A 24,602-nucleotide genomic window follows, 5' to 3' on the forward strand; every position below is an offset into this window, starting at 1 on the left:
CCCCTACGCCAGCAGCAGCGCCGCCAGGTCGTCGGCCTGCCAGCGTCCGGCGCGATCGGCGGCCAGCAGCGGCGTTCCGCCCAGGAAGCGGCCCATGTCGGCGACGCTTTCGACGAAGTCGGGCGCCGGGGGCGGGCTTTCGCTGGCGACCACGGCGGCGACGGTCAGAACGCGGGCGTGCAGGACCTCGTAGGCGGTCAGCATATGGCTGATCCCGCCCAGGTAGGTCCCGCCGACCAGGATCGTCGGCACGCCCAGCGCCGCCATCAGGTCCAGGCCGGTCTCGCGGTCGGTCAGCGGCGACATCAGCCCGCCCACGCCCTCGATCAGCAGGACCTCGGCCGGCTCCGCCGCGATCCGCGCCTGGCAGAGGTCGACGAAGGTCGCCAGCTCCAGGGCCACGCCCTCGCGCCGCGCGGCGGCCGGCGGCGACAGCGGCTCGGCGAAGCGCAGCGGGCAGATCTCGTGGATCGCCTCCGGTGTCGGGGCGATGTCCAGGGCGGCCAGCAAGCGGCCGGCGTCGCTCTCTTCCGGATGGGCGGGGTCGTAGCCGCTGGCCACGGGCTTCAACACGGCGACGGTCTTCCCGGCCCGGCGCAGGGCGCGGACGAGCAGGGCGGTGACATGGGTCTTGCCGACGTCGGTGCCGCCGCCGGCGACGAAGAAGGTCCGCATCACGCCGCCGCCTTCGCCAGCAGCGCGCGCACGGCGTCGGCCAGGCGCAGGACGTCGGCGTCGCTATGCAGGGCGCTGAAGGTGAAGCGCAGGCGGGCGGTTCCGGCCGGCACCGTCGGCGGACGGATGGCCACGACCATGAAGCCCATGGCCTCCAGCGCGCGCATGGCGGTCAGCGCCGCCTCGGCCGGGCCGAACAGCACCGGGACGATCGGGCTCTCGGCCGGCGGCAGGCCCAGGGCCGCGGTGAACAGCCGCGCCTTGCGCACCGGCTCGCCGACGAGGACGGAGTCGCTTTCGATCAGGTCCAGGGCGGCGATCGCGGCGGCGGCGTTGGCCGGCGGCAGGCCGGTCGAGTAGACCACCGTCCGGGCCCGGGTCTTGATGAAGTCGATGACGGGCTTGTTGGCGCACAGATAGCCGCCGTAGCCGCCGATCGCCTTGGACAGGGTCCCCATCTGCAGCGGCGGCTTGGCCGTCGCCTCGAAGGCGTAGGACGAGCCGCGCCCGCCGCCGACCACCCCGACGCCATGGGCGTCGTCGGTCATCAGCCAGGCGTCATGCGCCGCGCACAGGGGGACCATCCGGTCCAGCGGCGCCAGGTCGCCGTCCATCGAGAACACCCCGTCGGTCACCACCAGCACATGGCGGTAGGCGGCGCGCGTCTCGGCCAGCAACTCGGCCAGATGGTCGACGTCGTTGTGGCGGAACATGACCACGTCCGCCGGCGACAGCTGCGATCCGGCCCACAGGCAGGCGTGGGCCAGTTCGTCGACCAGGATCAGGTCGCCTTCGCCGGTCAGGGTCGGGATGATCCCGGTGTTGGCCAGATAGCCCGAGCCGAACACGCAGGCGGCCTCCGCGCCCTTCAGACGGGCGAGGCGGGTCTCCAGATCCTCGATCAGCGGGTTGTCGCCGGTGACCAGCCGCGAGGCGCCCGAGCCGGTCCCCCAGCGGGCCAGGGCGTCGGCGGCGGCGGCCTTGACCCGCGGATGATGCGACAGGCCCAGGTAGTCGTTGCAGGAGAAGCTGATCAGCGTCTTGCCGCCGCGCTCGACATGCACTCCGTCGGTCCGGCCGGTCGGGACCAGGGTCCGCTTCAGGCTCTTGGCCTCCAGCGCCGCGAGCTTGCCGCCGGCGAAGGCGTCCAGGCTGTCCATGCCGCTTGTCTCCCTTGCGCGGGCTCGGCATAGGCAACCACGCCGCCGAGGGCAAACTGAAAGGGCGCTTCAGATATGTCGGAACCCGACTGGCTGGTCGAAGGCCGCCCGCACCTCTGGCGGCCCTACTGCCAGATGAAGACCGCCAACCCGGCCCTGCCGGTGGTCGCCACCCGGGCCGCGCGGCTGGTGCTGGACGACGGGCGCGAGCTGGTCGACGGCATCGCCAGCTGGTGGACGGCCTGCTGGGGCTACAACCATCCGCACATCGCCGCCGCCGTCGAGGCCCAGCTGCGGACCATGCCCCACGTGATGTTCGGCGGGCTGAGCCACGAACCGGCCAACCGTCTGGCGACACGGCTGGCGAAGCTGCTGCCGGGCGATCTTGACCATGTCTTCCTGGCCGAGTCCGGCTCGGTCTCGGTCGAGATCGCCATGAAGATGGCGCTGCAGTTCCACATCAATCGGGGCGTGAAGGGGCGGACGCGCTTCCTGGCCTTCCGCGGCGGCTATCACGGCGACACCCTGGCCACGATGACCGTCTGCGACCCCGACGAGGGGATGCACAGCCTGTTCGCCGGGGCCATGCCGCAGCAGCTGATCGGGGATCTCCCACGCGATGCGGACAGCACGGCGGCGCTGGAAGCCCTGGTCGCCGCCCATGCGCACGAGCTGGCCGCCATCATCGTCGAGCCGCTGGTCCAGGGGGCGGGCGGCATGCTGTTCCATCCGCCGGAGGTGCTGCGGACCCTGCGCCGGATCGCCGACGACCATGGCCTGCTGCTGATCCTGGACGAGATCTTCACCGGCTTCGGCCGCACGGGGACGATGTTCGCCATGGAGCAGGCCGGGATCGTCCCAGACGTGGCGACCCTGTCCAAGGCCCTGACCGGCGGAACCATGCCGCTGTCGGCCGCGGTCGCCCGGCGGCCGGTCTTCGAGGCCTTCTGGAGCGACGACGCCGGCGCCGCCCTGATGCACGGCCCGACCTACATGGCCCATGCCCTGGCCTGCGCGGCCGCCAACGCCTCGCTGGACCTGTTCGAGGGCGGCGGCTGGCGGGACCAGGTCGCCCGCGTCTCGGCCGGGCTGGAGGCGGGGCTGGGGCCCTGCCGCGAGATGAAGGGCGTCCGCGACGTCCGGGTGCTGGGCGCGATCGGCGTGGTCGAGCTGGAGCGGGTCGACGACCTCGAGGCCCTGCGCCGGGCCTTCCTGGCTCACCACGTCTGGGTGCGGCCGCTGGGCCGCGTGGTCTACCTGACCCCGTCCTTTACGATTTCCGACGCGGATCTGGCGCAGCTGACCGGCGCGGTGCGGGCGGTGGTGGCGGGGCTCTAGGGGACAGGCTCCCGCAGGGTGCGTGTCCCGTAGGCGGTCGAGGCGGGGACACGCACCGCGTCGCGGAGCATGTCCCCGGTCGGTTACGGCCGGCCGATGTCCACGCGGCGGGCCTCGGCGTCCTTGGTCCCGGCGGCGCCGGTCTCGACGGTCGCGGGCGGGCGCATCTCGATGTCGGCCAGCGGCACGCCGGCCTTCACCAGGGCGTCGCGGACCGCCTTGGCGCGGTTCTTGGCCAGCTCCTGGTTCTGGGCGAGGTTGCCGGTGCGATCGGTGTAGGCGGTGACGGTCGCCTTGCCGCCGCCCTCGGCCTTGAGCGCGCCCGCGGCGGCCTCGATGGTCTTGCCGCCGTCGGCGGAGATCGCCGCCGAGCCGGTGGCGAAGAAGACCTTGGCCGGGAAGCCGGCGGCCGCCGCCGCGGCGTCCGCGGTTCCGGCGGCTGCCCCGGCCGCGCCGGCCGCCCCCGCGACGCCGGCGGCCGTCGCATCGGCGGTCGCCGACGGAGCCGTCGCATCCGGGACCGCGGGCGCAGCGGCTTCGGCCGGAGGCGCGGTTTCCGTCGTCGCCGTCTGCCCTCCGGGGTTGCGGCCGGCCAGCAGCCACCACAGCAGCGCCAGCAGCGCCAGGCCCAGCAACAGCCACAGCAGCCAGCGCATGCCGCCGCCCGGCGCAGCGGTCGCGGCCGCGGCCGCTCCGCCAGCGGCGGCGCCGGCCGGACGGGCGCTGAAGGCCTGCACCGTCGACGCGGCTTCAGGCGGCGGCGCGGCCGGGGCGGCCGGGGCAGGTTTGGGCTCCGGCTCGCCGATCGAGGCGGCCGCCGCGGCGACGGCCCCCGCGGCTCCGGCCACGCCGGCCGCGGCGCCGGCGGCGAGGCCCAGGCCACCGGCCGGATTATCCACGCCGCCGAAGACCGACAGCTTCCGATAGGCCTCGGCCAGCAGATAGTAGACGGTGACGCGGTTCTTGGTCCGGTCGGCCTTCATCCGCTCGCCGACGGCGGCGATGGCGACATCGAGATCGGCGTCGGAGTCGGTCAGGCCGAGCTTCTTCTTCAGGAAGTTCTCGCGGACCCGGTCGGTCTCGGTCTTGTCGCTGAACGAGACCAGCGAGGAGTCGCGGTTTCGCAGAGCGATGCCCAGGTAGCGCACGATCGCGTCGATGACGCCCTGGTCGGCGTCGGGAACATATTTGCGTACGTCGAGGGACCAGTCTTCGGCCATGGCAGCTTCCTCCGCTGGACGGGCGGCGACCCGGGGCGGCTGCCGCGACGGTCGGCGAGCATAGGCGCGGACGCGAGGCTTCGCGCTCGGGTGGTCTGCCCAGGGTAAATGGGGGATTACCCTGAGATGCGCTGCGGACGGGAAGCTTCCTTTACGGCCGCAACGGCCCCCAGCAGGCCAACAGCTTGGCGACTGCATGGCTGCTCCAGTTGGCGTAGGCGTTGCCGCTTTCGACTTCTATCGTGGCCAGTGAGCCGTCGGAGGTCTCGGTCGAGAACGCCATTCGGGTCGAAAAGCCGTCCTTCCGGACCGGCGGAACCTGCTCCAGGGGGCTGCGGACCCGCAGCATCGGCGGGGCTACGGGGATCGCCGGAAGCCGTGACAATGACAGCACGACGTCCTTCAGCGCGGGACAGGCGTCCGACTTGATGATCGTCACGCCGCGTTGCGAGGTTCGTGTTGCGGTCCACACGACCTCGTCCAACTCGGCGGTCGAGCGCGCCGTGATCGGCGCGGCGGGGTCTATCCGAATGACATGGGCCAGCGTGAGGCCCCTATCCGCGGCGACCGTGATCGTGATCAGGCCGGGATCATCCAGGGCCTCGCTTCCGGACGCCCAGCCTGCGAGCAAGCCAATCAAGGACAGGACGATGAGGTGCGATGCTTTCATGGCGCCGACGATAGCCGTCCGGCGGCGGCCCGCGCTAGACGTAGTCGCCCAACACCGCCCAAGCCTCCGCCTTCGCCGTGAAGGGCAGGGTGAAGGCCGGGCTGGAGGAGGGCAGGGGGATCAGGCGCAGCCGGTCGGCGCGGCCCGCCAGCAGCGTCATGCCCTTCTTCGCCGAGGTCCCGCCGTTGAAGCCGACGGCTCTCAGCGCGGGCAGGCTATCCACCAGGGCCGCCAGGTCGTTGGGCGTGGCGTCGCGGATCGCCGTGTCCAGGCTGCCCGGACGCACCGCCTCGCCGACCACGTCCCACAGGCCCACGCGATGGCGCAGCAGGGTCGCCAGCCGCGCCTCGTAGTCCATGCCGTGAAGGTCTTCGCCGACCACCGTCCCCATCAGCCGCCAGAAGGCGTTCCGGGGATGGGCGTAGTAGCGGCCGGCGGCCAGGGAGGCCTCTCCGGGAAGGCTCCCCAGCACCAGCAGCCGGACGCCCTCATCGACGACCGGCGGAAAGCTGCGCTTGCGCGTCAGGCCGACTGTTCCCCGAACACGCGGCGGAAGATCGTGTCCACGTGCTTGAAGTGATAGTCGTTGTTGAACAAGGCATCGAGCTCGGCGTCGGTCAGGTGGGTCGACACGAACGGGTCGGCCTTCAGGAAGTCGATGAACTTCCCTTCGCCGCGCCAGACCTTCATCGCATTGCCCTGGACGGCCGCGTAGGCCTCCTCGCGGCTCGAGTCCTTCTGGGTCAGGGCGAGCATGACGCGCTGGCTGTGGACCAGGCCGCCGAGGCGGTCGAGGTTCTTCAGCATGTTCTCCGGATAGATCACCAGCCGCTCCACGACGCCGGCCAGGCGGCGCAGGGCGAAGTCCAGGTGGATCGAGGCGTCCGGCGCGATGCCGCGCTCGACCGACGAGTGGCTGATGTCGCGCTCGTGCCAGAGGGCGACGTTCTCCAGCGCCGGCACCACCGCCGAGCGGACCAGGCGGGCGAGGCCGGTCAGGTTCTCGGTCAGGATCGGGTTGCGCTTGTGCGGCATCGCCGAGCTGCCCTTCTGGCCCGGGTCGAAGGCCTCCTCGGCCTCCAGCACCTCGGTGCGCTGCAGGTGGCGGATCTCGACGGCCAGGCGCTCGATCGACGAGGCGACCACGGCCAGGGCGCTGAACCAGGCGGCGTGGCGGTCGCGCGGGATGACCTGGGTCGAGACCGGCTCGACGGTCAGGCCCATCTTCTCGGCGACGTACTCCTCGACGCGCGGGTCGACGTTGGCGAAGGTGCCAACGGCGCCGGAGATGGCGCAGGTGGCGATCTCGAACTTGGCCATGGCCAGGCGCTCCTTGGCGCGCTGGAACTCGGCGTAGTGGCCGGCGAGCTTGAGGCCGAAGGTGGTCGGCTCGGCGTGGATGCCGTGGCTGCGGCCGACGGTCGGGGTGAACTTATGCTCGAAGGCGCGCTTCTTCAGCGCCGCCAGCAGCAGGTCGACGTCCTCGATCAGCAGGTCGGTGACGCGGGCCATCTGCACCGACAGGGTGGTGTCCAGCACGTCGCTGCTGGTCATGCCCTGGTGCAGGAAGCGCGCTTCCGGCCCAACGACCTCGGCCACATGGGTCAGGAAGGCGATGACGTCGTGTTTCGTGACGCGCTCGATCTCGTCGATGCGGTCGGGGTTCCAGATCGCGTCCTTGCCGCCGGCCCAGATGGCCTTGGCGGACTCCTTGGGGATCACGCCCAGGTCCGCCATGGCGTCGGCGGCGTGGGCTTCGATCTCGAACCAGATCTTGTACTTGGTCTCGGGGGACCAGATGGCGACGGCTTCGGGGCGGGCGTAACGAGGGATCATGGACCCGCCCGCTACGCCCTCACCCGGTGTGAGGTCAAGAAGCCTGAGCCTCTTTCATGTGCCTGGCGAGGCCGATGGCGGCCAGGAAGTAGTGGATCGCGGCCCAGCCGTAGAACAGCAGGGTGACGACGATCCCCTGGCGCGTCGCCAGGGCCGAGGAGTCGTGGCACAGCGCCTTGAGGCTCTCGGCCGCGCCGGCCGGGGCCACGCCGCCGGGGCAGGCCTTGGTGAAGCTGGCCGCCGCCTCGCCGCCGCCGAAGGCGCCGAGCAGGCCCATGACGCCCTGGCCGGGGTTGTTGAAGTTGAACTGCGCGAAATGGTCGATCAGCCAGCCGGTGAAGACCGGCCCGCCGCCCAGCGCGATCAGGTTCAGGAAGAAGAACAGCAACGCCGTCGCGGTCGCCCGGCGGTGGACCGGCACCGAGTTCTGCACGACCCCGAAGGTCGGGCCCAGGTAGGTGTAGTGGAAGATGCCCGGGACCAGCAGGATCAGGGCGGCCATCTTCCAGTCGTTGAGCAGGTAGGCCCAGATGTAGATCGGCATGGCGATGGCCAGGCCGAAGGCGGGGGTCAGGGTGTACCAGACGGTGCTCTTCTTGCCGGCCCAGTCGGAGATGATCCCGCCGACCAGGGTGCCGATCCCGGCCGAGAAGCCGCCGACCAGGCCGACGATCAGCCCGACGGTGGCCAGGTCCAGCCCGAACTGGCGCACGAAGTAGGGCGGCACGAACGCGCCCGTGCCGTAGCCGGCGAACGAGGCCAGGGTGATGCCCAGCACCATGTGCACGACCGGCCATTTGGCGAACAGCACCTTGGCCACCGCGCCCAGCTCGCGGAACTCCTGGCCCAGCGAGAAGGGCTTGGGCGCGGGCGGGGCGGGGGCGGTCAGGTCCTCCTCGATCAGCGGCTTCTCGATCGCTTCGGAGTGGCCGCGCGGCGGCTCCTTGACCAGGATCTTGAACAGCAGGGCCAGGATCACGCCGGGCAGGCCGACGATGACGAAGGCGACCCGCCAGCTGAACTCGGTGGCCAGCCAGCCGCCGGCCACGGCGCCGATCATGGTGCCCAGGGGGATCCCGAATGAGTAGATCGACAGGGCGGTGGCCCGCTTCTTGGGCTCGAAATAGTCGCTGATCAGGCTGTGGGCGGGCGGGCTGCAGCCGGCCTCGCCGATGCCGACGCCGAAGCGCAGCAGGGCCAGTTGGACGAAGTTCTGCGCCGCGCCGCACAGGGCGGTGAAGCCCGACCAGATGACCAGCGCCAGGGCGATGATGGTGGTCCGGTTGCCGCGCTCGGCCCAGCGGGCGATCGGGATGCCCAGGGTCGTGTACAGCAGGGCGAAGTAGAGGCCGCCCAGCAGGCCCAGCTGGGTGTCCGTCAGCTTCAGGTCGACTTTGATCGCCTGGCCGATGGTGGCGATGATCGTCCGGTCGATGAAGTTGAAGGTGTAGGCCGCCAGCAGCATGCCCAGCACCGTGGCCTTGTAGCCGTTCGAATAGAGAGGCCTGGCCTGGGGTTCGGCCGCCGCGGCGGTGTCGGTCATGGGCGTCCTGTTCCTCCCCCGGCCTTGGGGCGGCCGGCGTGTTGTGTCGCCGGCGACCGCGAGGCCGCCGGCGTGGTCGTCAGCTGACGATCTCTTCGCGGATGGTCCGGCGGGCCAGCCAGAACAGCAAGGCGGCGATCAGTCCCACCACCGAGGAGACCAGCAGCGCCCAGCGCACGCCCTCGGCCTCGCCCATCGAGCCGGTGAAGCTGGTGCTCAGGATGCCGACGAACAGCGGACCCAGGCCCAGGCCGACCAGGTTGACCACGAACAGCAGCACGGCGGCGGCGGTGGCGCGGGTCTGCGGCCGCACCAGGCTCTGCACCGCGGCGAACACCGGGCCGTACCACAGCGAGCCGAGCAGGACCGGCAGGGCCAGCAGGCCGAGCGACAGGGCCAGGCTGCCGGTCAGCATGGCGGCGATGAAGAAGGGGAAGCTCGCCAGGCCGGCGATCGCCGGGACCGAGACGTAGGCGCGGATGTCCTTCTTGGCGGCGCGGTCGGCGATCTGGCCGCCCAGGAAGGTGCCGACGGCGCCGAACACGCCGATGATCAGGCCCAGCGCCGTGCCCAGGAAGCCGGCCGGGCCGAGGCCGCCGGCGGCCTGGGCCAGCTGGGCCAGCTCGGCGCCGTGGTTGCGGAAGAAGAACGAGCCGTAGAAGGCCAGGTGGCCGTAGCCGATGAAGGCGGTCAGCGAGCCGGCGAAGGCGATCAGCCAGAACGACTTCTTGGTCCCCAGCTCCTTCATCGCCTCGCCGAAGCTCGGGGCCTCGGCGGCGGTCTTGGCCTGGTGGGCGGCGATCAGCTTGCGCGGCTCCTTCAGGGTGAAGGCGGCGACCAGGGCCAGCAGCAGCCCCGGCGCCCCGGCCACGAAGAAGGCCACGCGCCAGCCGTGGGCGTCGGCGACCAGGCCGCCCAGCGCCATGCCCGCCAGCGAGCCCAGCGGAATGCCCATCGAGTAGAAGGCCAGGGCCGAGGCGCGCTTGTCCTTCGGAGTGTAGTCGGTGATCAGGCTGTGCGACGGCGGGCTGCAGCCGGCCTCGCCCACGCCGACGCCGATCCGGGCCAGCAGCAGGTGGATGAAGTTCTGGGCCATGCCGCTGGCGACGGTGAAGGCGCTCCACACCGCCAGCGAGACCGAGATGATCATCGGCCGGTTGGCCCGGTCGGCCAGGCGCGCGATCGGGATGCCCAGGAAGGTGTAGAACACCGCGAACGCCAGGCCGGTCAGCAGGCCCAGCTGCCAGTCCTGCAGGCCCAGGTCCTGCTTGATCGGCTCGGCCAGGATGTTGACCACCTGCCGGTCGAGGAAATTCAGCGTGTAGATGCCCAGCATCAGCCACAGGGCGTAGGAGCGGTAGCCCGGGGTGACGACGGGCGTCTCCGGCGACGGAGCAGCGGCGGGGGCGGTGTCGGCGGTCGCGTCGGTCATTAGCTCACGATGTCGTTCTTGATGGTTTTGCGCGCCGCCCAGAACAGGAAGAACGCGATCAGGCCGAGCACGGCGGAGGAGACCAGCGCCCAGCGCACGCCCTCGGCCTTGCCCAGGCCCAGGCCCAGGGCGAAGAAGTCGGACAGGCCGCCGACGATCAGCGGGCCGAGGCCCAGGCCGATCAGGTTGACGATCAGCAGCAGGATGGCCGCCGTGGTCGCCCGCATGGACGGCGGCACGATGCTCTGGGCGGTGGCGTAGACCGGCCCGTACCACAGGCTGGTCAGGACCGCCGGGACGAACAGGAACAGCAGGGCGAACAGGGCGTCGGCGTGCAGGATGCCCAGCACGTAGAAGGGAATCGGCAGGATCGCGGCCAGGGCCGGCACCAGCGCGTAGGCGCGCACGTCTTTAGCGCCCATCTTGTCGGCCAGGTAGCCGCCCAGCCAGACGCCGAACACGCCGCCCAGGCCCGACAGGCCGCTCAGCATGACGGCGACGAACGACATGACCCCGACCTTGAAGCCGAGCATGTCGGAGGCCTGGGCCGCCAGCTGGGCCAGCTGGGTCTCGTGCACGCGGAAGAAGAACGAGGCGATGAACGGCTGCTGGCCGTAGCCGATGAAGGCCTTGATGGCGACGGCGAAGGCCAGGAGCCAGAAGGTCGCCTTGCCCTTGAGCACGGCCAGGGTGGCGACGAAGGTCGGGCCCGCGACGGCGGCCTTGGCGGCCAGGTCGACGGCCAGCTTCTTGCGCGGCTCGACCAGGGTGAACAGGACGACCACGGCCAGCAGCAGGCCGGGCGCGCCGGCGACCATGAAGGCCGTCCGCCAGCCCCAGGCGTCGGCGACGATGCCGCCCAGGCTCATGCCGATCAGCGCGCCCAGCGGGGTGCCGATCGAGTAGAAGGCGATGGCCGAGGCCCGCTTCTCCTTGGGGACGTAGTCGCTGATCAGGCTGTGGGCGGGCGGGGTGCAGCCGGCCTCGCCGATGCCGACGCCGACACGGGCCAGCACCAGCTGGACGAAGTTCTGGGCGAACCCGCAGAGCACGGTGAAGAAGCTCCAGGCCGCCACCGAGGTCGCGATGATCACCGGCCGGTTCTTGCGCTCGGCGATCCGGGCGATCGGGATGCCGAGCACCGTGTAGAGCAGGGCGAACGCCAGGCCGGTCAGCATGCCCAGCTGCCAGTCCATCAGGCCCAGCTCGTTCTTGATCGGCTCGGCCAGGATGTTGATCACCTGCCGGTCCAGGAAGTTCAGGGTGTAGATGATCATCAGCAGCCAGAGGGCGTACCGGGCGTAGCCCTTGGTGACCGGCTGGATGGTCGGCGCTGCTGCAGTCGTTTGCGTCTCTGCGGACGCACCCCCCGTGGCCGGCGCAACGGCGTCGGTCATCGTACTCACTCCCTGTCCAAACGATTGTTCTAATTGTTGGCCGCACCTTACGTGCAGGTTAGGGGTGGTCGTCAATAACGGCTGCGTGATCAGTGGAAGGAGTTATCGGCGTGGAGATCGTCATCGGGACCAAGGCCTGGTCCACCTGGTCCCTGCGGCCCTGGCTGGCCCTGAAGCGCACCGGCGTGGCCTTCACCGAAACCCTGGTCGAGCTGCGCAAGGCGGAGGCGACGACGGCGTCGATTCTCCCGCATTCGCCGTCCGGCCTCGTGCCGGCCCTGAAGGACGGCGACCTGACGGTCTGGGATTCGCTGGCCATCTGCGAGTACCTGGCCGAGCGGTTTCCGGCCGCCCGGCTGTGGCCCGAGGACCCGGCGACTCGCGCCGTCGCGCGGTCGGTCACGGCTGAGATGCACAGCGGCTTCATGAACCTGCGCCGGGACTGTCCGATGGACCTGGCGCTGCGCACGACGGCGGAGCTGAGTCCCGAGGTCGCCAAGGACGTCCGCCGCATCGCGCAGATCTGGTCGGAGCAGCTGGCGCGGTCGGGCGGGCCGTTCCTGTTCGGCGCCTGGTCGATCGCCGACGCCTTCTACACCCCGGTGGCTACCCGCTTCCGCAGCTACGGCGTCGACCTCGCCGCCCACGGCGCCTCGGCGGAGGCCCAGGCCTACCGTGACGCCCTGCTGGCGACGCCGGAGTTCCTGGACTGGGAAGCAGCGGCGTGATCCGCAATGCGTCCTTCGAGACGCTCGCCTGAGGGCTCGCTCCTCAGGATGACGAACTCAGAAGCGCTACGAACTTCGTCATGGTGAGGACCCGGCCCCTCAGGCCGGCGTCTCGAACCACGCAAGGCGGTTCAAGCCGCCCCCTCATCGTCATCCTCGCACTTGTCGCGAGGACCCACGAACGCGGGCGTCGGTGATGTCGCGCAACACGTCCGGCTCACCAGGCATGGGTGGTCGGAACAAGTCCGACCATGACGGAGGGAGAGGGGACATGCTCCCGCTGGGTGCGTGTCCCCGTCCTTGCATTCAAGGGACACGCACCGCTTCGCGGAGCATGTCCCCTGTAACCAAGCCGCCCCCGCCTCCGAATTGACTCCATCGCGGCGCTGGTTCGTCATCGGCGCGAAGATCGGAGCCGACCATGCTGATCCGTCACCGGGGCGACCTGACCGAGAACGACGTCACGCCCAAGGACATCTATCTCCGACGCCGCGAGTTCATGGCCGGGGCGCTGGGTCTCGGTTTGAGCCTGACGGCCGGCGCAGCCGGGGCCGTGCCATTGAAGGGCGCGCCCAGCCCCTATTCCACCGACGAGAAGAAGACGCCCCGCGAGGACGTCACGACCTACAACAACTTCTATGAGTTCGGCGTCGACAAGGACGACCCGGCCCGCAACGCCGGCCGGCTGAGCGTCTCGCCCTGGAGGGTCAAGGTCGACGGCGCCTGCGCCAAACCGGGCGTCATCGACCTGGCCGACTTCCTGCGCGGCAACGCCCTGCAGGAGCGGATCTACCGGCTGCGCTGCGTCGAGGGCTGGTCGATGGTCATCCCCTGGCTGGGCGTGCCGCTGGCCGACCTGCTCAAGAAGTACGAGCCGACCAGCAAGGCCAGGTTCGTCGCCTTCGAGACCCTGTATCGACCCAAGGAGATGATCGGCCAGCAGCGCGGCGTGCTCGACTGGCCCTATCGCGAGGGCCTGCGCATCGACGAGGCCCTGCATCCGCTGACCATCATGGCCGTCGGCCTCTACGGCGAGACCCTGCCCAAGCAGAACGGCGCGCCGATGCGGCTGGTCGTCCCCTGGAAGTACGGCTTCAAGAGCATCAAGAGCGTGGTCCGGATCAGCTTCGTCGAGCGCCAGCCGCGGACCGCCTGGAACGACCTGGCGCCCAACGAGTACGGCTTCTATTCCAACGTGAACCCGCAGGTGGACCATCCGCGCTGGTCCCAGGCCACCGAACGGCGCATCGGCGAGTTCCGGCGGCGCGACACCCTGATGTTCAACGGCTACGGCGACCAGGTCGCCTCGATGTACCGCGGCCTGGACCTGAAGAAATACTTCTGATGGGTCGTGAGACGAGGGACCGGCTGGTCTACGTCGCCGTCTGGCTGGCCTGTCTGGCGCCGCTGCTGTGGCTGGCCTGGCAGGCCTACGACGGCGCGCTGGGCGCCAATCCGATCGAGCGGCTGATCCGCCAGCTGGGCGTCTGGGGTCTGCGCCTGCTGCTGGTCGGGCTGGCGATCACCCCCCTGGCCCGGATCCTGCGGCAGCCGCGCCTGATCCGCTTCCGCCGGACCATCGGCCTGTTCGCCTTCACCTACGTGCTGCTGCACCTGTCGACCTACATCGGCGTCGACCAGTTCTTCGACTGGCAGGCGATCGGCAAGGACATCGCCAAGCGGCCCTACATCACCATCGGCATGACCGCCTTCGTCCTGCTGGTCCCGCTGGCCGTGACCTCGACCAACTGGGCGATCCGCAGGCTGGGGCCGCTGCGCTGGCGGAAGCTGCACCGGCTGATCTACCTGATCGTCCCGCTGGGCGTCGCGCACTACTTCCTGCTGGTCAAGGCCGACCACCGGCCGCCGCTGATCTACGGCGCCATCCTGGCGCTGCTGCTCGGCTGGCGGGTCTGGGACTGGGCCCGGCCCCGGCTCAGGGTTGCGCCAGCACGGCGCTGAGGACGAACAGAGGGAACAGGAAGGGCAGGGCGATCGAGCCCCAGAAACCCAGGCTCCAGGTCCGGCGCCGGAAGCCCTCGACATCGACCGGCCGCACCACCGTTTCGGTCAGCACGCCGGCCAGGTAGGCGAGGTTGGCGCCGACCATGATCGCCAGGAAGCCGGTCCCCAGGAACAGGGTTATCGACAGGATTTCCCGCGGCGTGTCGGGCATCGGCTCGCCCAGCCCGAGCATGGTCAGCCAGACGGCGCCGTAGGCGGCCCAGCCCGCGACCGCGAGCCCCAGGTTGTAGCGCAGCCGCCGTCGTTCCCACCAAAGCCAGGCCTCGCGCCCGCCGGGTTGCGTCGTGTCGGTCATGGCTTTCCTTCCCCGGCATTCGGAATAGGCTGCCCGGACATCCTGGGGAGGCGTCCGATGCAGAGTGCGGCTGGCGTAGCGCGGTCCTGTCTGCTTTCGGCGGCGATGCTCGTGCTGTTTCCGTGCAGCGCCCTGGCGGCAGAGGCGCCGAAGCCGGTCCTGTCGTTCGAGGACGACGGCGACGGGCTGGTGCTGGTCATCGCCAATCCCTCGGACGCGCCGTTGCCGATCGGCGGCACGCGCTACGCGCCGGTAGGGAAGCTCAGGATCCAGATCGCCGACCCGGAGGGCGTCCCCTACACATCGCTCATGGCCGGCGAAGGGGGCTGGTGGAACACCGGTGACTTGATCTCGAGCGACACGCGGCTGCCCAAACCATTCCTGACGTTGTCGCCCGGCCGGACGGTCCGCATTTCGCAGACGCCGGAGATCCTGGCGAGCGGCTATCGCCCTGACCGCGCGCCCGCCAAGGGCCTGTGCCGCTACCGATTGCAGGGCGAGGTGTTCCCCTGGGGCGTCTCCTGGCCGCCGATCGCCGTCGAGAGCGACTGGCGCACGATGGACTGCGCCCGCCTGTTCGGGGCGGAGCCAATGGTCTAGCGGTCTTCGCGTTGATGGCGAATGCGCACGATCAGGATCGTGTCGCCTTGGATTTCGTACCAGAGGTCATAGGCCGCGACGCGGAGATGCCGGACGTCCCGGTGACCATAACGATGCAATCGCTCGCCGATGCGGGAGTGAACGAGGAGTCTGTCGGGCGCTTCGACGAGCATTCTCGCGACCTTGGCGGCCGCGACCGGATTCGCGGACTCGAGGAAGGCGTGGAGCCGTCCGACATCGTCTGATGCTTCGCGGCTCCAGCGTATCTTCATCTGGGACGAGGTTTCGGATTGTCGCTGCCGAGGCTGGCCGCCCAGGCCTGCATGTCTTCGTGGCTGACGGTTCGGCCGGCGTCGATATCGGCCAGACCCTCGAGGATCAGCTGATGGCGACGCTCTTCCTCGATAAGCCAGGTCTTCAAGGCCTGTTTGACGATCCAGGCCCGCGGCCGGTCGAGGCGCTCGGCGGCGGCGTCGACCTTTTCGGCCAGGTCGATGGGAACATGGGCGGTCAAGACGCGGGTGGCCATGGCGGTTCCAATCAGTCTGATTGGGGCGGATTGTGCCTGATTGGCCTTCATTTCAGCAACCCCAGCGCCTTGAAGCTGGCCACGCCCTCGCGGCCGACGACCAGGTGGTCGTGGACCGAGATGCGCAGGGGGCGGCCGGCCTCGACGACCTGGCGGGTCATGTCGATGTCGGCCCCGCTGGGCGTGGGGTCGCCGCTGGGATGGTTGTGCACCAGGATCACCGCGCTGGCCGACAGCTCCAGGGCCCGGCGCACCACCTCGCGGGCGTAGACGGGAGCGTGGTCGACGGTGCCGCGGTTCTGGATCTCGTCGAGGATCAGCTGGTTCTTGCGGTCCAGGAACAGCACGCGGAACTGCTCGCGCGGCTCGTTGGCCAGGGCGACCTTCACATAGGCGAGCAGGGCGCTCCAGGACGAGATCACCGTGCGCTTGGCGATCTTCTCGCGCCCCACCCGCAGCGTCGCCTCGCCGAGCAGCTTGAGGTCCAGCGCCGCCTGTTCGCCGACGCCGGGCACCGTGCGGGTCTCCTCGATCGCCGCCCCCAGCACGCCCGAGAACGAGCCGAACCGGGTCAGCAGCGCCTTGGCGATCGGCTTGACGTCCCCGCGCGGGAAGGTGCGGAACAGGAACAGCTCCAGCAGCTCGTAGTCGGGCACGGCGTCCAGGCTCTTCAGGGCCCTGTCGCGCAGCCGCTCGCGATGGCCCAGCCGATGCTCTTCGGCCATGGTCGGACGTCCTCCCCGGTGCCCGCAGCTTGTCTCAATCGTCGGTTGCCGCCAAGGGGTTGACCACTCGCGGCATGGGCGCAGGATGCGGTCCTCGAACGAGCGGAGCGCGGGCCATGTCCGAGCCGTCACCGCCGCCGTCGCGAGGCCTCAGCCCAGCGGGCTGGACCGCGATCAGCGCCATCGCCGTCGCCCTGATCGGGGCCGTGGTCACCCTGGGGCCGGGCCTGATGTCCAGGGACAAGCCGGCGCCGGGCGACGCGCCTTCCGCTCCGAAGGCGGCGGAGGAGAAGGCCGCGCCCGCCGCCGACGATCCCGCCGTGCTGGCCGGGCGCTGGACCGGCCTCGCCCGGGCGGCCGGCGGAGAGTCCTTCCCGATCGAGATCGAGGTGACCGCAGGCTGTACGTTGAACGGCCCGTGCGGCGCGATCCGGGTCCCGCGGATCCCCTGCAACGGCCGGCTGACCCTGATCGCCGCCGGGGCGCAGGGCTTCGAATTCCGGGTTGACGACTTCGACGCCGCCAGTGATCCGGCCGTCTGCAAGCCCGGCGGCGGCGAGGTCCTGCGGCCGGGCCCGAACGGGACGCTGCGCTACACGGCCACCTATTCCAATGCGACGGGGCTGCTCAACAGGGCGGAGTAGGGGGCTCTATCCCGCCGTCACGATCCGCCGCGCGATCTCGGCGGACAGGCCGTCCAGGTCGAAGCCGGTGTTGGAGGTCATGACGATGGTCAGGTCGGCCTCGGGCATGTGCAGCAGCTGCGAGCGCGATCCCATCACCCGGCCGGGCCGGGTGATCACCGTCCAGCTTCGGCCAGCGAGGCTCCTGCGGCGGCTCCAGACGCCGTAGCCATAGTCGTCCAGGCCGGGCGTGAGCATCCTGCGCAGGCTCTCGGGCTTCAGCAGCCGGCCGCCGAACAGGGCGTCGGCGAAGGCCAGCACGTCCCCGGCCGTCGCGTAGGCGCCGCCGGCCGCGTACCAGTTCTCCGGATAGACGGGCGCGTCGTAGGCGAGCACGTCGCCGGCCGGGCTGCAGGGGACCGCCAACGCCGGCACGATCTCGCTCTGGCGCAGCATGCCCGAGCCGAGCATCCCCAGGGGCTCGAGGATCCGCTCGGCCAGGACCGCGTCGTAGGGCTTGCCGCGCAGCCGCTCGATGATCTTGCCGAGCACGATGTAGTCGGCGTTGTTGTAGTCGAAGGTCTTGCCCGGCTCGCGCGCCAGGGGCCCGCTACAGAACAGGTTCAGCAGCTGATCGGATGTGTAGGGCGTCTGGTAGAGCGGCAGCCGGCCGTGCCCGCGGGCGTCCTGCAGCGCGGCGGCGATCCCCTGCTGGACGTCCTCGATGTTGGGGATGCGGTCGATGTTCTCCAGCCCCGAGGTATGGTTCAGCAGCTGGTGGACGGTGACCTTGCGGGCGGCCTCGCCGGCGTAGTCAGGCAGGTAGGTCGCGATCGCGGCGCCCGGGTCGACCTTGCCCTCGTCGACCAGCTGCAGGATCAGGACCGCCGTGAAGGCCTTGGTGATCGAACAGACCCAGTAGCGGGTGTCGAGTCGGCTCGGCGCGTTGAACGCCACATTGGCGACGCCGACGGCCTGGGCGTGGCGGAGGCGGCCGCCCTGCCGGACCAGCACGACACCGTCGAAACGCGGCCCCTGCCGGCTGGCGACGACGTCCGCGATCCGCGGGTCGCGCGGCTCCGCGGCCTGGGCAGCGGCAGGCGCCAGGGCCCCGGCGCCCACGGCGCCGATCAGGAAATCACGTCGGAACACACCGCTCTCCCTCGCTTGCGGGCGGGGAGGCTAGGCGCGCGGAGATGAACGGCCGCGTAACGGCGTTCAAGCGCCCTGGATGGGCGGCTGGAACAGGCCAGTCGGCGAGGCGGTGAACAGCTCCACCCCGTCCTTGGTCACGCCGCAGCTGTGTTCGCACTGGGCCGACAGGCTCTTGTCGCGGGTCACCGCGGTCCAGCCGTCGCTCAGCACCTTCACCTGCGGCTTGCCCAGGTTCACCATCGGCTCGACGGTGAAGAACATGCCTTCCTCCAGCACCGGGCCGGCGCCCGGGCGGCCGAAGTGCAGGACGTTGGGGTCATCGTGGAAGACCCGGCCCAGGCCGTGGCCGCAGAAGTCGCGCACCACGCTGCAGCGTTGCGCCTCGACGTACTTCTGGATGGCGTGGCCGATGTCGCCGAAGGTATTCCCCGGCTTGATCTGCGCCAGGCCCAGGGCCAGCCCCTCGTAGGTCACCTCGACCAGCCGGCGCGCGCGCGGACCGACCTCGCCGACGCCGTACATGCGGCTGGTGTCGCCGTGCCAGCCGTCGACGATGACGGTGACGTCGATGTTGGCGATGTCGCCTTCGCGCAGCTGCCGGTCGCTCGGGATCCCGTGGCAGACCACATGGTTGGTCGAGATGCAGACCGTGTGCTGGTAGCCCTTGTAGAACAGGCAGGCGGGCAGCCCGCCATGGTCCAGCACGAACTCGCGGGCCAGGGTGTCGAGATGCTCGGTGGTCACGCCGGGGACGACATGCGGGATCAGCATGTCCAGGCACTCGGCGGCCAGCCGGCCGGCCTTGCGCATGCCCTCGAAGTCCTCAGGCTTGTGAATCTTGATCGCCCCGGTGCGGAATTCCGCGTCCGAGACGGCGTCCATCGTGCTCATCGAACAGTCCTTTCGACCCGCGGCCGCGGCGGCGGGCGAATGCAATCGCTTTCGGTCCTATGTCGCAATCATAGCACGGAAGTTCAACGGGCGGTGACGCGGCGAGGGATGTCCGACTAGTCTGCGATCATGAAGCCGCGCATCGCGATCGGGATCACCACCTACCTCGACCTCTCGGACGTCGCCTTCGGCGCCGCCGTGTATGACGCCCTGGTCGCCGCCTCGAACCGTCTCGCGCCCGACAAAGGCAACGTCATGGGCATGCGGTGCGAGATCGCCTCGCGGCAGGATTTCGTCGACCGCTGGATGTCCCGCCTGCCGTTCGAAACCCGCGAGAACCGGGGGCGCGGGCCGGTCATCGACCGGGGCGAGTATGTCGTGGGTCTGCAATGGCGGTCGCGGGGCGGCAACGGGCGGGTGAACTTCCGGGCGCCGAGTTCAGACCCAAACGCCGACTGCACTCTCACGCTGGATCTCGCCTGGGCGGCGCGGACCGATTGGGCGGGGCTGTTCGATCGCCTGGTCGAGATCACGTCGCCGTCGCACGCCATGCTGCATCTGTTCACCCCGGCCGAGATCGACGCCCATCCGCGGGGCGACCCGCACGACGACTTCGACGGGCCGGTGGTCGGGGAGGGGACCTTCACCGCTTGGCTGTCGTCCATCGGCGACTGGCGGCGGCCCGACCGCCATCGGCCCGAGGAGCGGCGGCGGTATCGCTTTCTGCCGCAGCTCTCCTGGGCGAACGTCCTGGGCAAGGAATTCGACGGCTGCTACGACCCCGAGGCCATCCGGGCCCTGGGACAGGACACGCGGTCCGTGGGCGACGGGCTGGGTTTCCGGGTCACCGGCGCGCTGGCCGACGTCGAGCGGGACCCCGACGCCTTCGCGGCGGCGCGCGCGAGGTTGCGAGGAGCCTTCGCGCCGGACGTTTTTCGGCGTTAGGGATCAGCTCGCGCCGACCAGGCTCCGGCCGGTGTCGACCACGGTTTCCGCCGCGGGACGCGGGGCGAAGCCGAGCTGGCGGCGGGCCTTGCCTGGGTCGATGGCCTGCTTCCGGCCCAGGTCGGGGGTGAAGAACTTTAGCTGCGGCGTGACGACCGAGGCCAGGCGGAACAGCCAGTCCGGCATGCCGCCGGTCGGGACCTTGGCCGCGTCGGCGGGCGGCAGGCCGGCGCGCAGGGCGGCGGCGATCTCGGTCATCCAGAGGAACTCGCCGGCGGCGATGAACCGCTGTCCGGCCGCTTCCGGCGCGGTCATGGCCCGGATGTGCAGGTCGGCCAGGTCGCGCACGTCGACGATCCAGAAGCCCAGCCGGGGCAGGCGGGGCGGACGGCCCTTCAGCACCCCGTTGATGATCCCCACCGAGCCGAGGTTGCGCGCCGACAGGGGCGGGCCGAACACGGCGGTCGGCAGGATGGTGGTCAGCGTTGTCGCGCCGCCTTCGCGCGCCATGAGGTCCCAGGCGTTGCGCTCGGCGAGGAGCTTGGAGCGGCGGTAGGCGTCGAACTGCGGGTCGGCGGCGTCGGCCCATACCGTCTCGTCGCTGACCACGCCGGAGTCGCGCGGGGCGCGGGCCGTGGCGGCGGCTGAGGTCATGACCACCCGCTTCACCCCCGCGGCCACGGCCGCCTTCAGCACCCGCAGCGCGCCGTCCCGCGCCGGCGTGATCAGGTCCGCGTCCGGCGCGCCGCCGCCGAGCGGAGAGGCGACGTGGAGGACGTAGTCGACGCCCGCCATCGCCTGCGCCCAGCCGGCGTCGGCGGTCAGGTCGGCCTGGAAGACCGTCAGCCGGTCGGTGTCGCCGGCGTCGACGGTCTCGCGCAGCTCCGCCTCGCCCGAAGCGCTGCGCAGGGTGGTCCGCACCGCATAGCCGCGCTCCAGCAGCAGCTTGACGCACCAGCCGCCGATGTAGCCGCTTCCGCCCGTCACCAGCACCGTTTCGGCCATGGGGTTCTCCCGGTTGCCGCCAAAAGTCTACGATCGTATACATGGGCGATCATTCGATGTCTACAACTGTATAATTGCGAGGGCTCCATGGCCTCCGACGCGCCGCCCCGACGCCGCAACGCGACCGCCACCCGCGAGGCCATCCTGAAGTCGGCGCGGGCCGCCTTCGCGCGCTCGGGCTACGACGGAACGGGGGTCCGGGAGATCGCCCAGGGCGCCGGCGTCACGGCGATGATGATCAACCGCTACTTCGGCTCCAAGGAGCAGCTGTTCGCGGAGGTGGTGGCCGACACTATGGCCGACCCGGTGATCCTGACCCGCGAGAACCTGGGCTCGGAAGACCTGGCGGCCAGCATGGCGCGGGCGCTGGTCGACCTGACCGCGCCGGACGCCGAACCGCTGGACGGCTTCCAGATCATGTTCCACTCGGCCGCCAGCCGGCATGCGGCCGAGATCAGCCGCGACCAGATCGAGCAGCGCCACCAACGCGCGATGACGCAGGCGCTGTCGGGCGGCCTGGCTCCGGAGCGGGCGGCGCTGGCCCTGTCCCTGGTCGCCGGCGTCCAGGTCATGCGCCAGATGATCGGCCTGAAGGCCCTGACCGAGGCGGACCCGGAGGCGCTGGAAGCGCTGCTGACGCCGCTGTTCCGGGCGTTGATCGAGGGAGAGGGCTAAGGGGAGGGCGGGCGCCCATTCCCCCCATCGTCATCCTCGCGACGAGCGCGAGGATGACGATGGGGGGACATGCTCCGAAGGTGCGTGTCCCCTTCGATGGCCGGAACGGGGACACGCACCCTTCGGGAGCATGTCCCCGGACTGACCAAATGCCGGTCATCCCGGCGAAAGCCGGGACCCAGCTCATGATCTCGGCCAGGCAAACTGGCCCGAAGCCCGGCTCCTGGGTCCCGGCTCTTCGCTGCGCTCCGGCCGGGATGACCCCCTGTGCTACCGCCCCGCCAAAGCCGTGTCCGGCATCTCGATGTCGATCTCCAGCGTCGAGACCTGGTCGCCGCGGTCGAGCTTCACCACCACCCGGTCCTGGTCGATCGGGATGTGTTTGGCGATCACGGCGAGGATCTCCTTGTGCAGGACGGCGGCCAGGTCGGCGCCGCCGTCCGGGGCCCGTTCGTGGGCCAGCAGGACCTGCAACCGCTCCCGGGCGACGGGGGCCGAGCGGCGGTTGCGCTGGAAGAAGCTGAGGAAGCTCATGCCACGGCCTTCCTGCCGAACAGCCGGCTCATGAACCCCTTCTTCTCGGCCTGGGGCGTCTTGACCGCGATGGTCTCGCCCAGCAGCCGGCGGGCCGCCTCGTCATAGGCCTTGGCCGCCGGCGAGACCGGGTTCAGCACCGTCACCGGGCAGCCCATGTTCGAGGCGGTCAGCACGTCGGGGCTCTCGACCACGATGCCCAGCAGCGGGATGGCCAGGATCTCCAGAACGTCCTCGACGGTCATCATCTCGCCCCGTGCCGCCCGGGCCGGGTCATAGCGGGTGAGCAGCAGCAGCTTGTCCATCTGGCCGCCGGTCTCGGCGGTGACGGTCTTGGAGTCGAGCATGCCGATGATCCGGTCGCTGTCGCGCACCGACGAGACCTCCGGATTGGTCACCACCACGGCCGTGTCGGCGAAGCGCATGGCCAGGGTCGCGCCCTTCTCGATGCCGGCGGGGCTGTCGCAGATGATCCAGTCGAAGGTCTGGCGCAGCTCCTCGATCACCCGGCCGACGCCCTCCTCGGTCAGGGCGTCCTTGTCCCGAGTCTGGGAGGCGGGCAGCAGCGACAGGGTCTCGACCCGCTTGTCGCGGATCAGGGCCTGGGCCAGCTTGGCGTCGCCCTGGACCACGTTGACGAGGTCGAACACCACCCGGCGCTCGGCGCCCATCACCAGGTCCAGGTTGCGCAGGCCGACGTCGAAGTCGACCACCACCACCTTCTGCCCGGCCTGGGCCAGGGCGGCGCCCAGCGAGGCCGAGGAGGTGGTCTTGCCCACGCCCCCCTTGCCCGACGTGACCACGACGACCTTGGACATAATCGATACCCTTCCTTCCCCTCTAAGCGGGCGAAACTGAAAATCAGGCGAGCGCGGTCAGGCGCAGGGCCCCGCGGTCGCAACGCACCTCGACGGCCTGGCCCTGCAGGCCCGGCCCCCAGTGCTCGGCGGTGCGGAACAGCTGGTCGACGCCGAGCAGCTCGGCTTCCAGCTTGCGGCAGAAGATCCGCGAGCCCTTGTGGCGCAGGCCGGCGATGGCCCGGCCGCGCAGCGGGCCGTAGACGTGGATCGAGCCGCCGGCGATGACCTCGGCCCCCGAGGCGACGGCGCCGATGACGATGACGTCGCCTTCCTCGTGGACGATGGCCTGGCCGGAGCGGACCGGCCGGTCGATCAGCAGCGACGAGGGCGGCGGCGGCGTCTCCGGCGGCGCGGGCTCGGCGGCGGCCGACGGAGTCAGGTCGAGTTCGCGGGCGACATGCCGGCCGGTCAGGTTGGTCGGCAGCTCCTCCCAGCGGGCGCCGGCCAGATGCGAGGGGCGCACGCCGTCGACGCCGATCAGCTTCAGCCCGCGTGCGGCCAGACCTTCGAGCACGACCGGGATGGCGTCCTGGCCCAGGACGGTCAGCACCAGCGACAGGTCGACGACGATCGGCCGGTCGGCGAAGAACAGCGGCGAGGCGCGGCGGTGCTGGTCGAGCACGGCGAACCACGCGTCGAACGGCGCCTCCGGCGTCAGGATCAACGCCATCAGGCTGCGGCCGCGGATGCGAAGGGTCTGGAGGGCGGCGGCCTCGGGACTCACGTCGCGGGTCCGGCGCAGGCGCGTCGGACGACAGGCATGGATGATGATGTGGCTGAACCGGCCATGACGTCTTCCCTCCAGAAGCCGCCCCCGCGCCCTGGTCCGAGATTCGTGCGGCAATCTTGCGGCGACCCGGACGATCTTCGCCGCATTTCCGGCGCCGTGAGGATCGCGGAGGTGGAGGAGGGGCGAGGGCATGACAGAGGAATGGGGGACATGCTCCCGCAGGGTGCGTGTCCCCGTACTCCGCTCATCAGGGGACACGCACGGCTACGCCGAGCATGTCCCCAAGGCGTCAGTGCTCGTGCGGCCTCGGCGCCACTGCGAACGCCAGGGTCGGCGCCGGCTCGGCCTGGGCGGCGCGCAGCTCGCGGCGGGCCTGGATCATGATCAGCCAGGCCGAACGCAGGAACACGCCGGCCAGCAGGAAGCCGGCGATCAGGTCGGGCCAGCGCGAGCCCGTCACCGTCACCGCCACGCCCACGCCGGCCACGGCCAGACACTGGATCAGGTCGTTGCGGGTGCAGAGCCAGACCGACCGCACGTTGGCGTCGCCCTCGCGGTAGCGGATCAGCAGCAGGGCCGCGAGCAGATTGGCCGCCGCGCCGAACAGGCCCAGGCCCGAGATGGCGAAGCCTTCCGGCTGAGCGCCGCTGAGCGCTCGCCAGATCGCGAAGCCGAGGATGCCGGCGGCCATCACCGCCAGGCTGGCGCTCTTGATCATCGCCGCGCCCGACCGCACCTGCACGCTCTTGCCGATGGCCCAGAGGCTGAGGGCGTAGGTCGCCGCGTCGGCGAGGAAGTCCAGAGTGTTGGCCGCCAGCGAGGCGGAGTTGGCCATCCACGCTCCGACCGCCACCACGACGAAGCCGACCAGGTTGATGGCGATCACCGCCGTCAGGATCCGGCGATAGGTTGGCGAGGCGCCGTCGAAGACGACGTCGTGGCCGCAGCAGCCGCCGGCTGAGGCGGAGGATTTGTCGGTGGAGCAGGAGCTGGACATGACGCCGTTGTGCA

Annotated in this window: 28 protein-coding genes and 1 pseudogene; 8 read left to right on the plus strand and 21 right to left on the minus strand. The window is 70.5% G+C overall.

The features are described from left to right. Positions 1–3 precede the first annotated feature (3 nt). On the minus strand, positions 4–675 hold the full coding sequence (gene bioD / locus CSW64_RS06300) for a dethiobiotin synthase (protein ID WP_099621309.1): 672 nt from the start codon (positions 673–675) through the stop codon (positions 4–6). Continuing rightward, positions 675–1,835, minus strand: a complete 1,161-nt coding sequence (gene bioF / locus CSW64_RS06305; RefSeq protein ID WP_099621310.1) for an 8-amino-7-oxononanoate synthase — start codon at positions 1,833–1,835, stop codon at positions 675–677. Before bioF ends, bioD begins: the two co-directional genes overlap by 1 nt. A gap of 75 nt (positions 1,836–1,910) precedes the next feature. On the opposite strand from bioF, the gene CSW64_RS06310 reads away from it, so the two are divergent. After that, positions 1,911–3,173, plus strand: a complete 1,263-nt coding sequence (locus CSW64_RS06310) for an adenosylmethionine--8-amino-7-oxononanoate transaminase (RefSeq protein ID WP_099621311.1) — start codon at positions 1,911–1,913, stop codon at positions 3,171–3,173. Between the two features lie 83 nt (positions 3,174–3,256). On the opposite strand, the gene CSW64_RS06315 is transcribed toward CSW64_RS06310, so the two are convergent. From CSW64_RS06315 to CSW64_RS06345, 7 genes are all read right to left on the minus strand, one after another. Then, positions 3,257–4,393 (minus strand): DUF2853 family protein, encoded by a 1,137-nt coding sequence (locus CSW64_RS06315; protein ID WP_099621312.1) that lies wholly within the window; start codon positions 4,391–4,393, stop codon positions 3,257–3,259. A gap of 151 nt (positions 4,394–4,544) precedes the next feature. Next, complete coding sequence (locus tag CSW64_RS06320; protein WP_099621313.1) at positions 4,545–5,063, minus strand: hypothetical protein; 519 nt, start codon at positions 5,061–5,063, stop codon at positions 4,545–4,547. A gap of 34 nt (positions 5,064–5,097) precedes the next feature. After that, positions 5,098–5,589 (minus strand): DNA-deoxyinosine glycosylase, encoded by a 492-nt coding sequence (locus tag CSW64_RS06325; RefSeq protein ID WP_099621314.1) that lies wholly within the window; start codon positions 5,587–5,589, stop codon positions 5,098–5,100. Next, positions 5,586–6,899 carry an adenylosuccinate lyase gene (gene purB, locus CSW64_RS06330; RefSeq protein WP_099621315.1) on the minus strand — a complete coding sequence of 438 codons (1,314 nt, stop codon included), beginning with the start codon at positions 6,897–6,899 and terminating at the stop codon, positions 5,586–5,588. Before purB ends, CSW64_RS06325 begins: the two co-directional genes overlap by 4 nt. A gap of 34 nt (positions 6,900–6,933) precedes the next feature. Next, the gene (locus CSW64_RS06335) at positions 6,934–8,442 is read right to left on the minus strand and encodes a spinster family MFS transporter (protein WP_099621316.1); all 1,509 of its coding nucleotides are present in this window, start codon (positions 8,440–8,442) and stop codon (positions 6,934–6,936) included. Positions 8,443–8,521: 79 nt separating this feature from the next. Further along, positions 8,522–9,874 (minus strand): spinster family MFS transporter, encoded by a 1,353-nt coding sequence (locus CSW64_RS06340; protein WP_099621317.1) that lies wholly within the window; start codon positions 9,872–9,874, stop codon positions 8,522–8,524. Continuing rightward, complete coding sequence (locus tag CSW64_RS06345; RefSeq protein WP_425430373.1) at positions 9,874–11,151, minus strand: spinster family MFS transporter; 1,278 nt, start codon at positions 11,149–11,151, stop codon at positions 9,874–9,876. The genes CSW64_RS06340 and CSW64_RS06345 overlap by 1 nt, the downstream gene beginning before the upstream one ends. 230 nt (positions 11,152–11,381) lie before the next feature. On the opposite strand from CSW64_RS06345, the gene CSW64_RS06350 reads away from it, so the two are divergent. From CSW64_RS06350 to msrQ, 3 genes are all read left to right on the plus strand, one after another. After that, complete coding sequence (locus tag CSW64_RS06350) at positions 11,382–11,999, plus strand: glutathione S-transferase family protein (RefSeq protein ID WP_099621319.1); 618 nt, start codon at positions 11,382–11,384, stop codon at positions 11,997–11,999. A 421-nt stretch (positions 12,000–12,420) separates the two neighbouring features. Continuing rightward, positions 12,421–13,344 carry a protein-methionine-sulfoxide reductase catalytic subunit MsrP gene (msrP, locus tag CSW64_RS06355; RefSeq protein ID WP_099621320.1) on the plus strand — a complete coding sequence of 308 codons (924 nt, stop codon included), beginning with the start codon at positions 12,421–12,423 and terminating at the stop codon, positions 13,342–13,344. Continuing rightward, positions 13,344–13,961 carry a protein-methionine-sulfoxide reductase heme-binding subunit MsrQ gene (gene msrQ, locus CSW64_RS06360; protein WP_099621321.1) on the plus strand — a complete coding sequence of 206 codons (618 nt, stop codon included), beginning with the start codon at positions 13,344–13,346 and terminating at the stop codon, positions 13,959–13,961. Before msrP ends, msrQ begins: the two co-directional genes overlap by 1 nt. Here the strand turns inward: msrQ and CSW64_RS06365 are convergent. Next, on the minus strand, positions 13,936–14,319 hold the full coding sequence (locus tag CSW64_RS06365; protein WP_099621322.1) for a hypothetical protein: 384 nt from the start codon (positions 14,317–14,319) through the stop codon (positions 13,936–13,938). The two genes, msrQ and CSW64_RS06365, sit on opposite strands and share 26 nt — an antisense overlap. Before the next feature lie 57 nt (positions 14,320–14,376). Between CSW64_RS06365 and CSW64_RS06370 the strand changes: the two genes are divergently transcribed. Further along, positions 14,377–14,919, plus strand: a complete 543-nt coding sequence (locus CSW64_RS06370) for a hypothetical protein (protein WP_150131348.1) — start codon at positions 14,377–14,379, stop codon at positions 14,917–14,919. Here CSW64_RS06370 and CSW64_RS06375 read toward each other — a convergent pair. From CSW64_RS06375 to radC, 3 genes are read right to left on the minus strand one after another with little or no spacing between them, the layout of a single operon-like run. Then, complete coding sequence (locus CSW64_RS06375; RefSeq protein ID WP_099621324.1) at positions 14,916–15,191, minus strand: type II toxin-antitoxin system RelE/ParE family toxin; 276 nt, start codon at positions 15,189–15,191, stop codon at positions 14,916–14,918. The genes CSW64_RS06370 and CSW64_RS06375 overlap by 4 nt on opposite strands. Beyond that, positions 15,188–15,448, minus strand: a complete 261-nt coding sequence (locus tag CSW64_RS06380; RefSeq protein WP_099621325.1) for a CopG family ribbon-helix-helix protein — start codon at positions 15,446–15,448, stop codon at positions 15,188–15,190. Before CSW64_RS06380 ends, CSW64_RS06375 begins: the two co-directional genes overlap by 4 nt. A gap of 47 nt (positions 15,449–15,495) precedes the next feature. After that, complete coding sequence (radC, locus tag CSW64_RS06385; RefSeq protein WP_099621326.1) at positions 15,496–16,173, minus strand: RadC family protein; 678 nt, start codon at positions 16,171–16,173, stop codon at positions 15,496–15,498. A 116-nt stretch (positions 16,174–16,289) separates the two neighbouring features. Between radC and CSW64_RS06390 the strand changes: the two genes are divergently transcribed. After that, a complete protein-coding gene (locus CSW64_RS06390) occupies positions 16,290–16,817 on the plus strand; it encodes a hypothetical protein (RefSeq protein ID WP_099621327.1) in 528 nt (175 codons plus the stop codon). A 6-nt stretch (positions 16,818–16,823) separates the two neighbouring features. On the opposite strand, the gene CSW64_RS06395 is transcribed toward CSW64_RS06390, so the two are convergent. Then, positions 16,824–17,948, minus strand: coding sequence for a serine hydrolase domain-containing protein (locus CSW64_RS06395; protein ID WP_099621328.1), 1,125 nt, complete (start codon positions 17,946–17,948; stop codon positions 16,824–16,826). Positions 17,949–18,014: 66 nt separating this feature from the next. Next, on the minus strand, positions 18,015–18,842 hold the full coding sequence (gene map / locus CSW64_RS06400) for a type I methionyl aminopeptidase (protein WP_099621329.1): 828 nt from the start codon (positions 18,840–18,842) through the stop codon (positions 18,015–18,017). 129 nt (positions 18,843–18,971) lie between these two features. Here map and CSW64_RS06405 point away from each other — a divergent pair, with 129 nt between their 5' ends. After that, positions 18,972–19,787 carry a hypothetical protein gene (locus CSW64_RS06405; protein ID WP_099621330.1) on the plus strand — a complete coding sequence of 272 codons (816 nt, stop codon included), beginning with the start codon at positions 18,972–18,974 and terminating at the stop codon, positions 19,785–19,787. A 3-nt stretch (positions 19,788–19,790) separates the two neighbouring features. Here CSW64_RS06405 and CSW64_RS06410 read toward each other — a convergent pair whose 3' ends face one another. Then, positions 19,791–20,792 (minus strand): NAD-dependent epimerase/dehydratase family protein, encoded by a 1,002-nt coding sequence (locus CSW64_RS06410; protein WP_099621331.1) that lies wholly within the window; start codon positions 20,790–20,792, stop codon positions 19,791–19,793. Positions 20,793–20,879: 87 nt separating this feature from the next. Between CSW64_RS06410 and CSW64_RS06415 the strand changes: the two genes are divergently transcribed. After that, complete coding sequence (locus CSW64_RS06415) at positions 20,880–21,467, plus strand: TetR/AcrR family transcriptional regulator (protein ID WP_099621332.1); 588 nt, start codon at positions 20,880–20,882, stop codon at positions 21,465–21,467. Positions 21,468–21,637: 170 nt separating this feature from the next. On the opposite strand, the pseudogene CSW64_RS22465 reads toward CSW64_RS06415, so the two are convergent. The 5 genes and pseudogenes from CSW64_RS22465 to CSW64_RS06435 form a co-directional block, all read right to left on the minus strand. Continuing rightward, positions 21,638–21,727, minus strand: a pseudogene (locus CSW64_RS22465) (hypothetical protein); the annotation flags it as partial. A 10-nt stretch (positions 21,728–21,737) separates the two neighbouring features. Further along, positions 21,738–22,001 (minus strand): cell division topological specificity factor MinE, encoded by a 264-nt coding sequence (gene minE, locus CSW64_RS06420; protein ID WP_099621333.1) that lies wholly within the window; start codon positions 21,999–22,001, stop codon positions 21,738–21,740. After that, positions 21,998–22,819, minus strand: a complete 822-nt coding sequence (minD, locus tag CSW64_RS06425; RefSeq protein ID WP_099621334.1) for a septum site-determining protein MinD — start codon at positions 22,817–22,819, stop codon at positions 21,998–22,000. The genes minE and minD overlap by 4 nt, the downstream gene beginning before the upstream one ends. Before the next feature lie 43 nt (positions 22,820–22,862). Further along, positions 22,863–23,585: a septum site-determining protein MinC gene (gene minC / locus CSW64_RS06430; protein WP_245863846.1), complete on the minus strand. Its 723-nt coding sequence runs from the start codon at positions 23,583–23,585 to the stop codon at positions 22,863–22,865. Positions 23,586–23,880: 295 nt separating this feature from the next. Continuing rightward, positions 23,881–24,588 (minus strand): cation efflux transmembrane domain-containing protein, encoded by a 708-nt coding sequence (locus CSW64_RS06435; RefSeq protein ID WP_099624137.1) that lies wholly within the window; start codon positions 24,586–24,588, stop codon positions 23,881–23,883. Between the last annotated feature and the right edge of the window lie 14 nt (positions 24,589–24,602).

The sequence above is a fragment of the Caulobacter mirabilis genome, from assembly GCF_002749615.1.
Taxonomy (GTDB): domain Bacteria; phylum Pseudomonadota; class Alphaproteobacteria; order Caulobacterales; family Caulobacteraceae; genus Caulobacter; species Caulobacter mirabilis.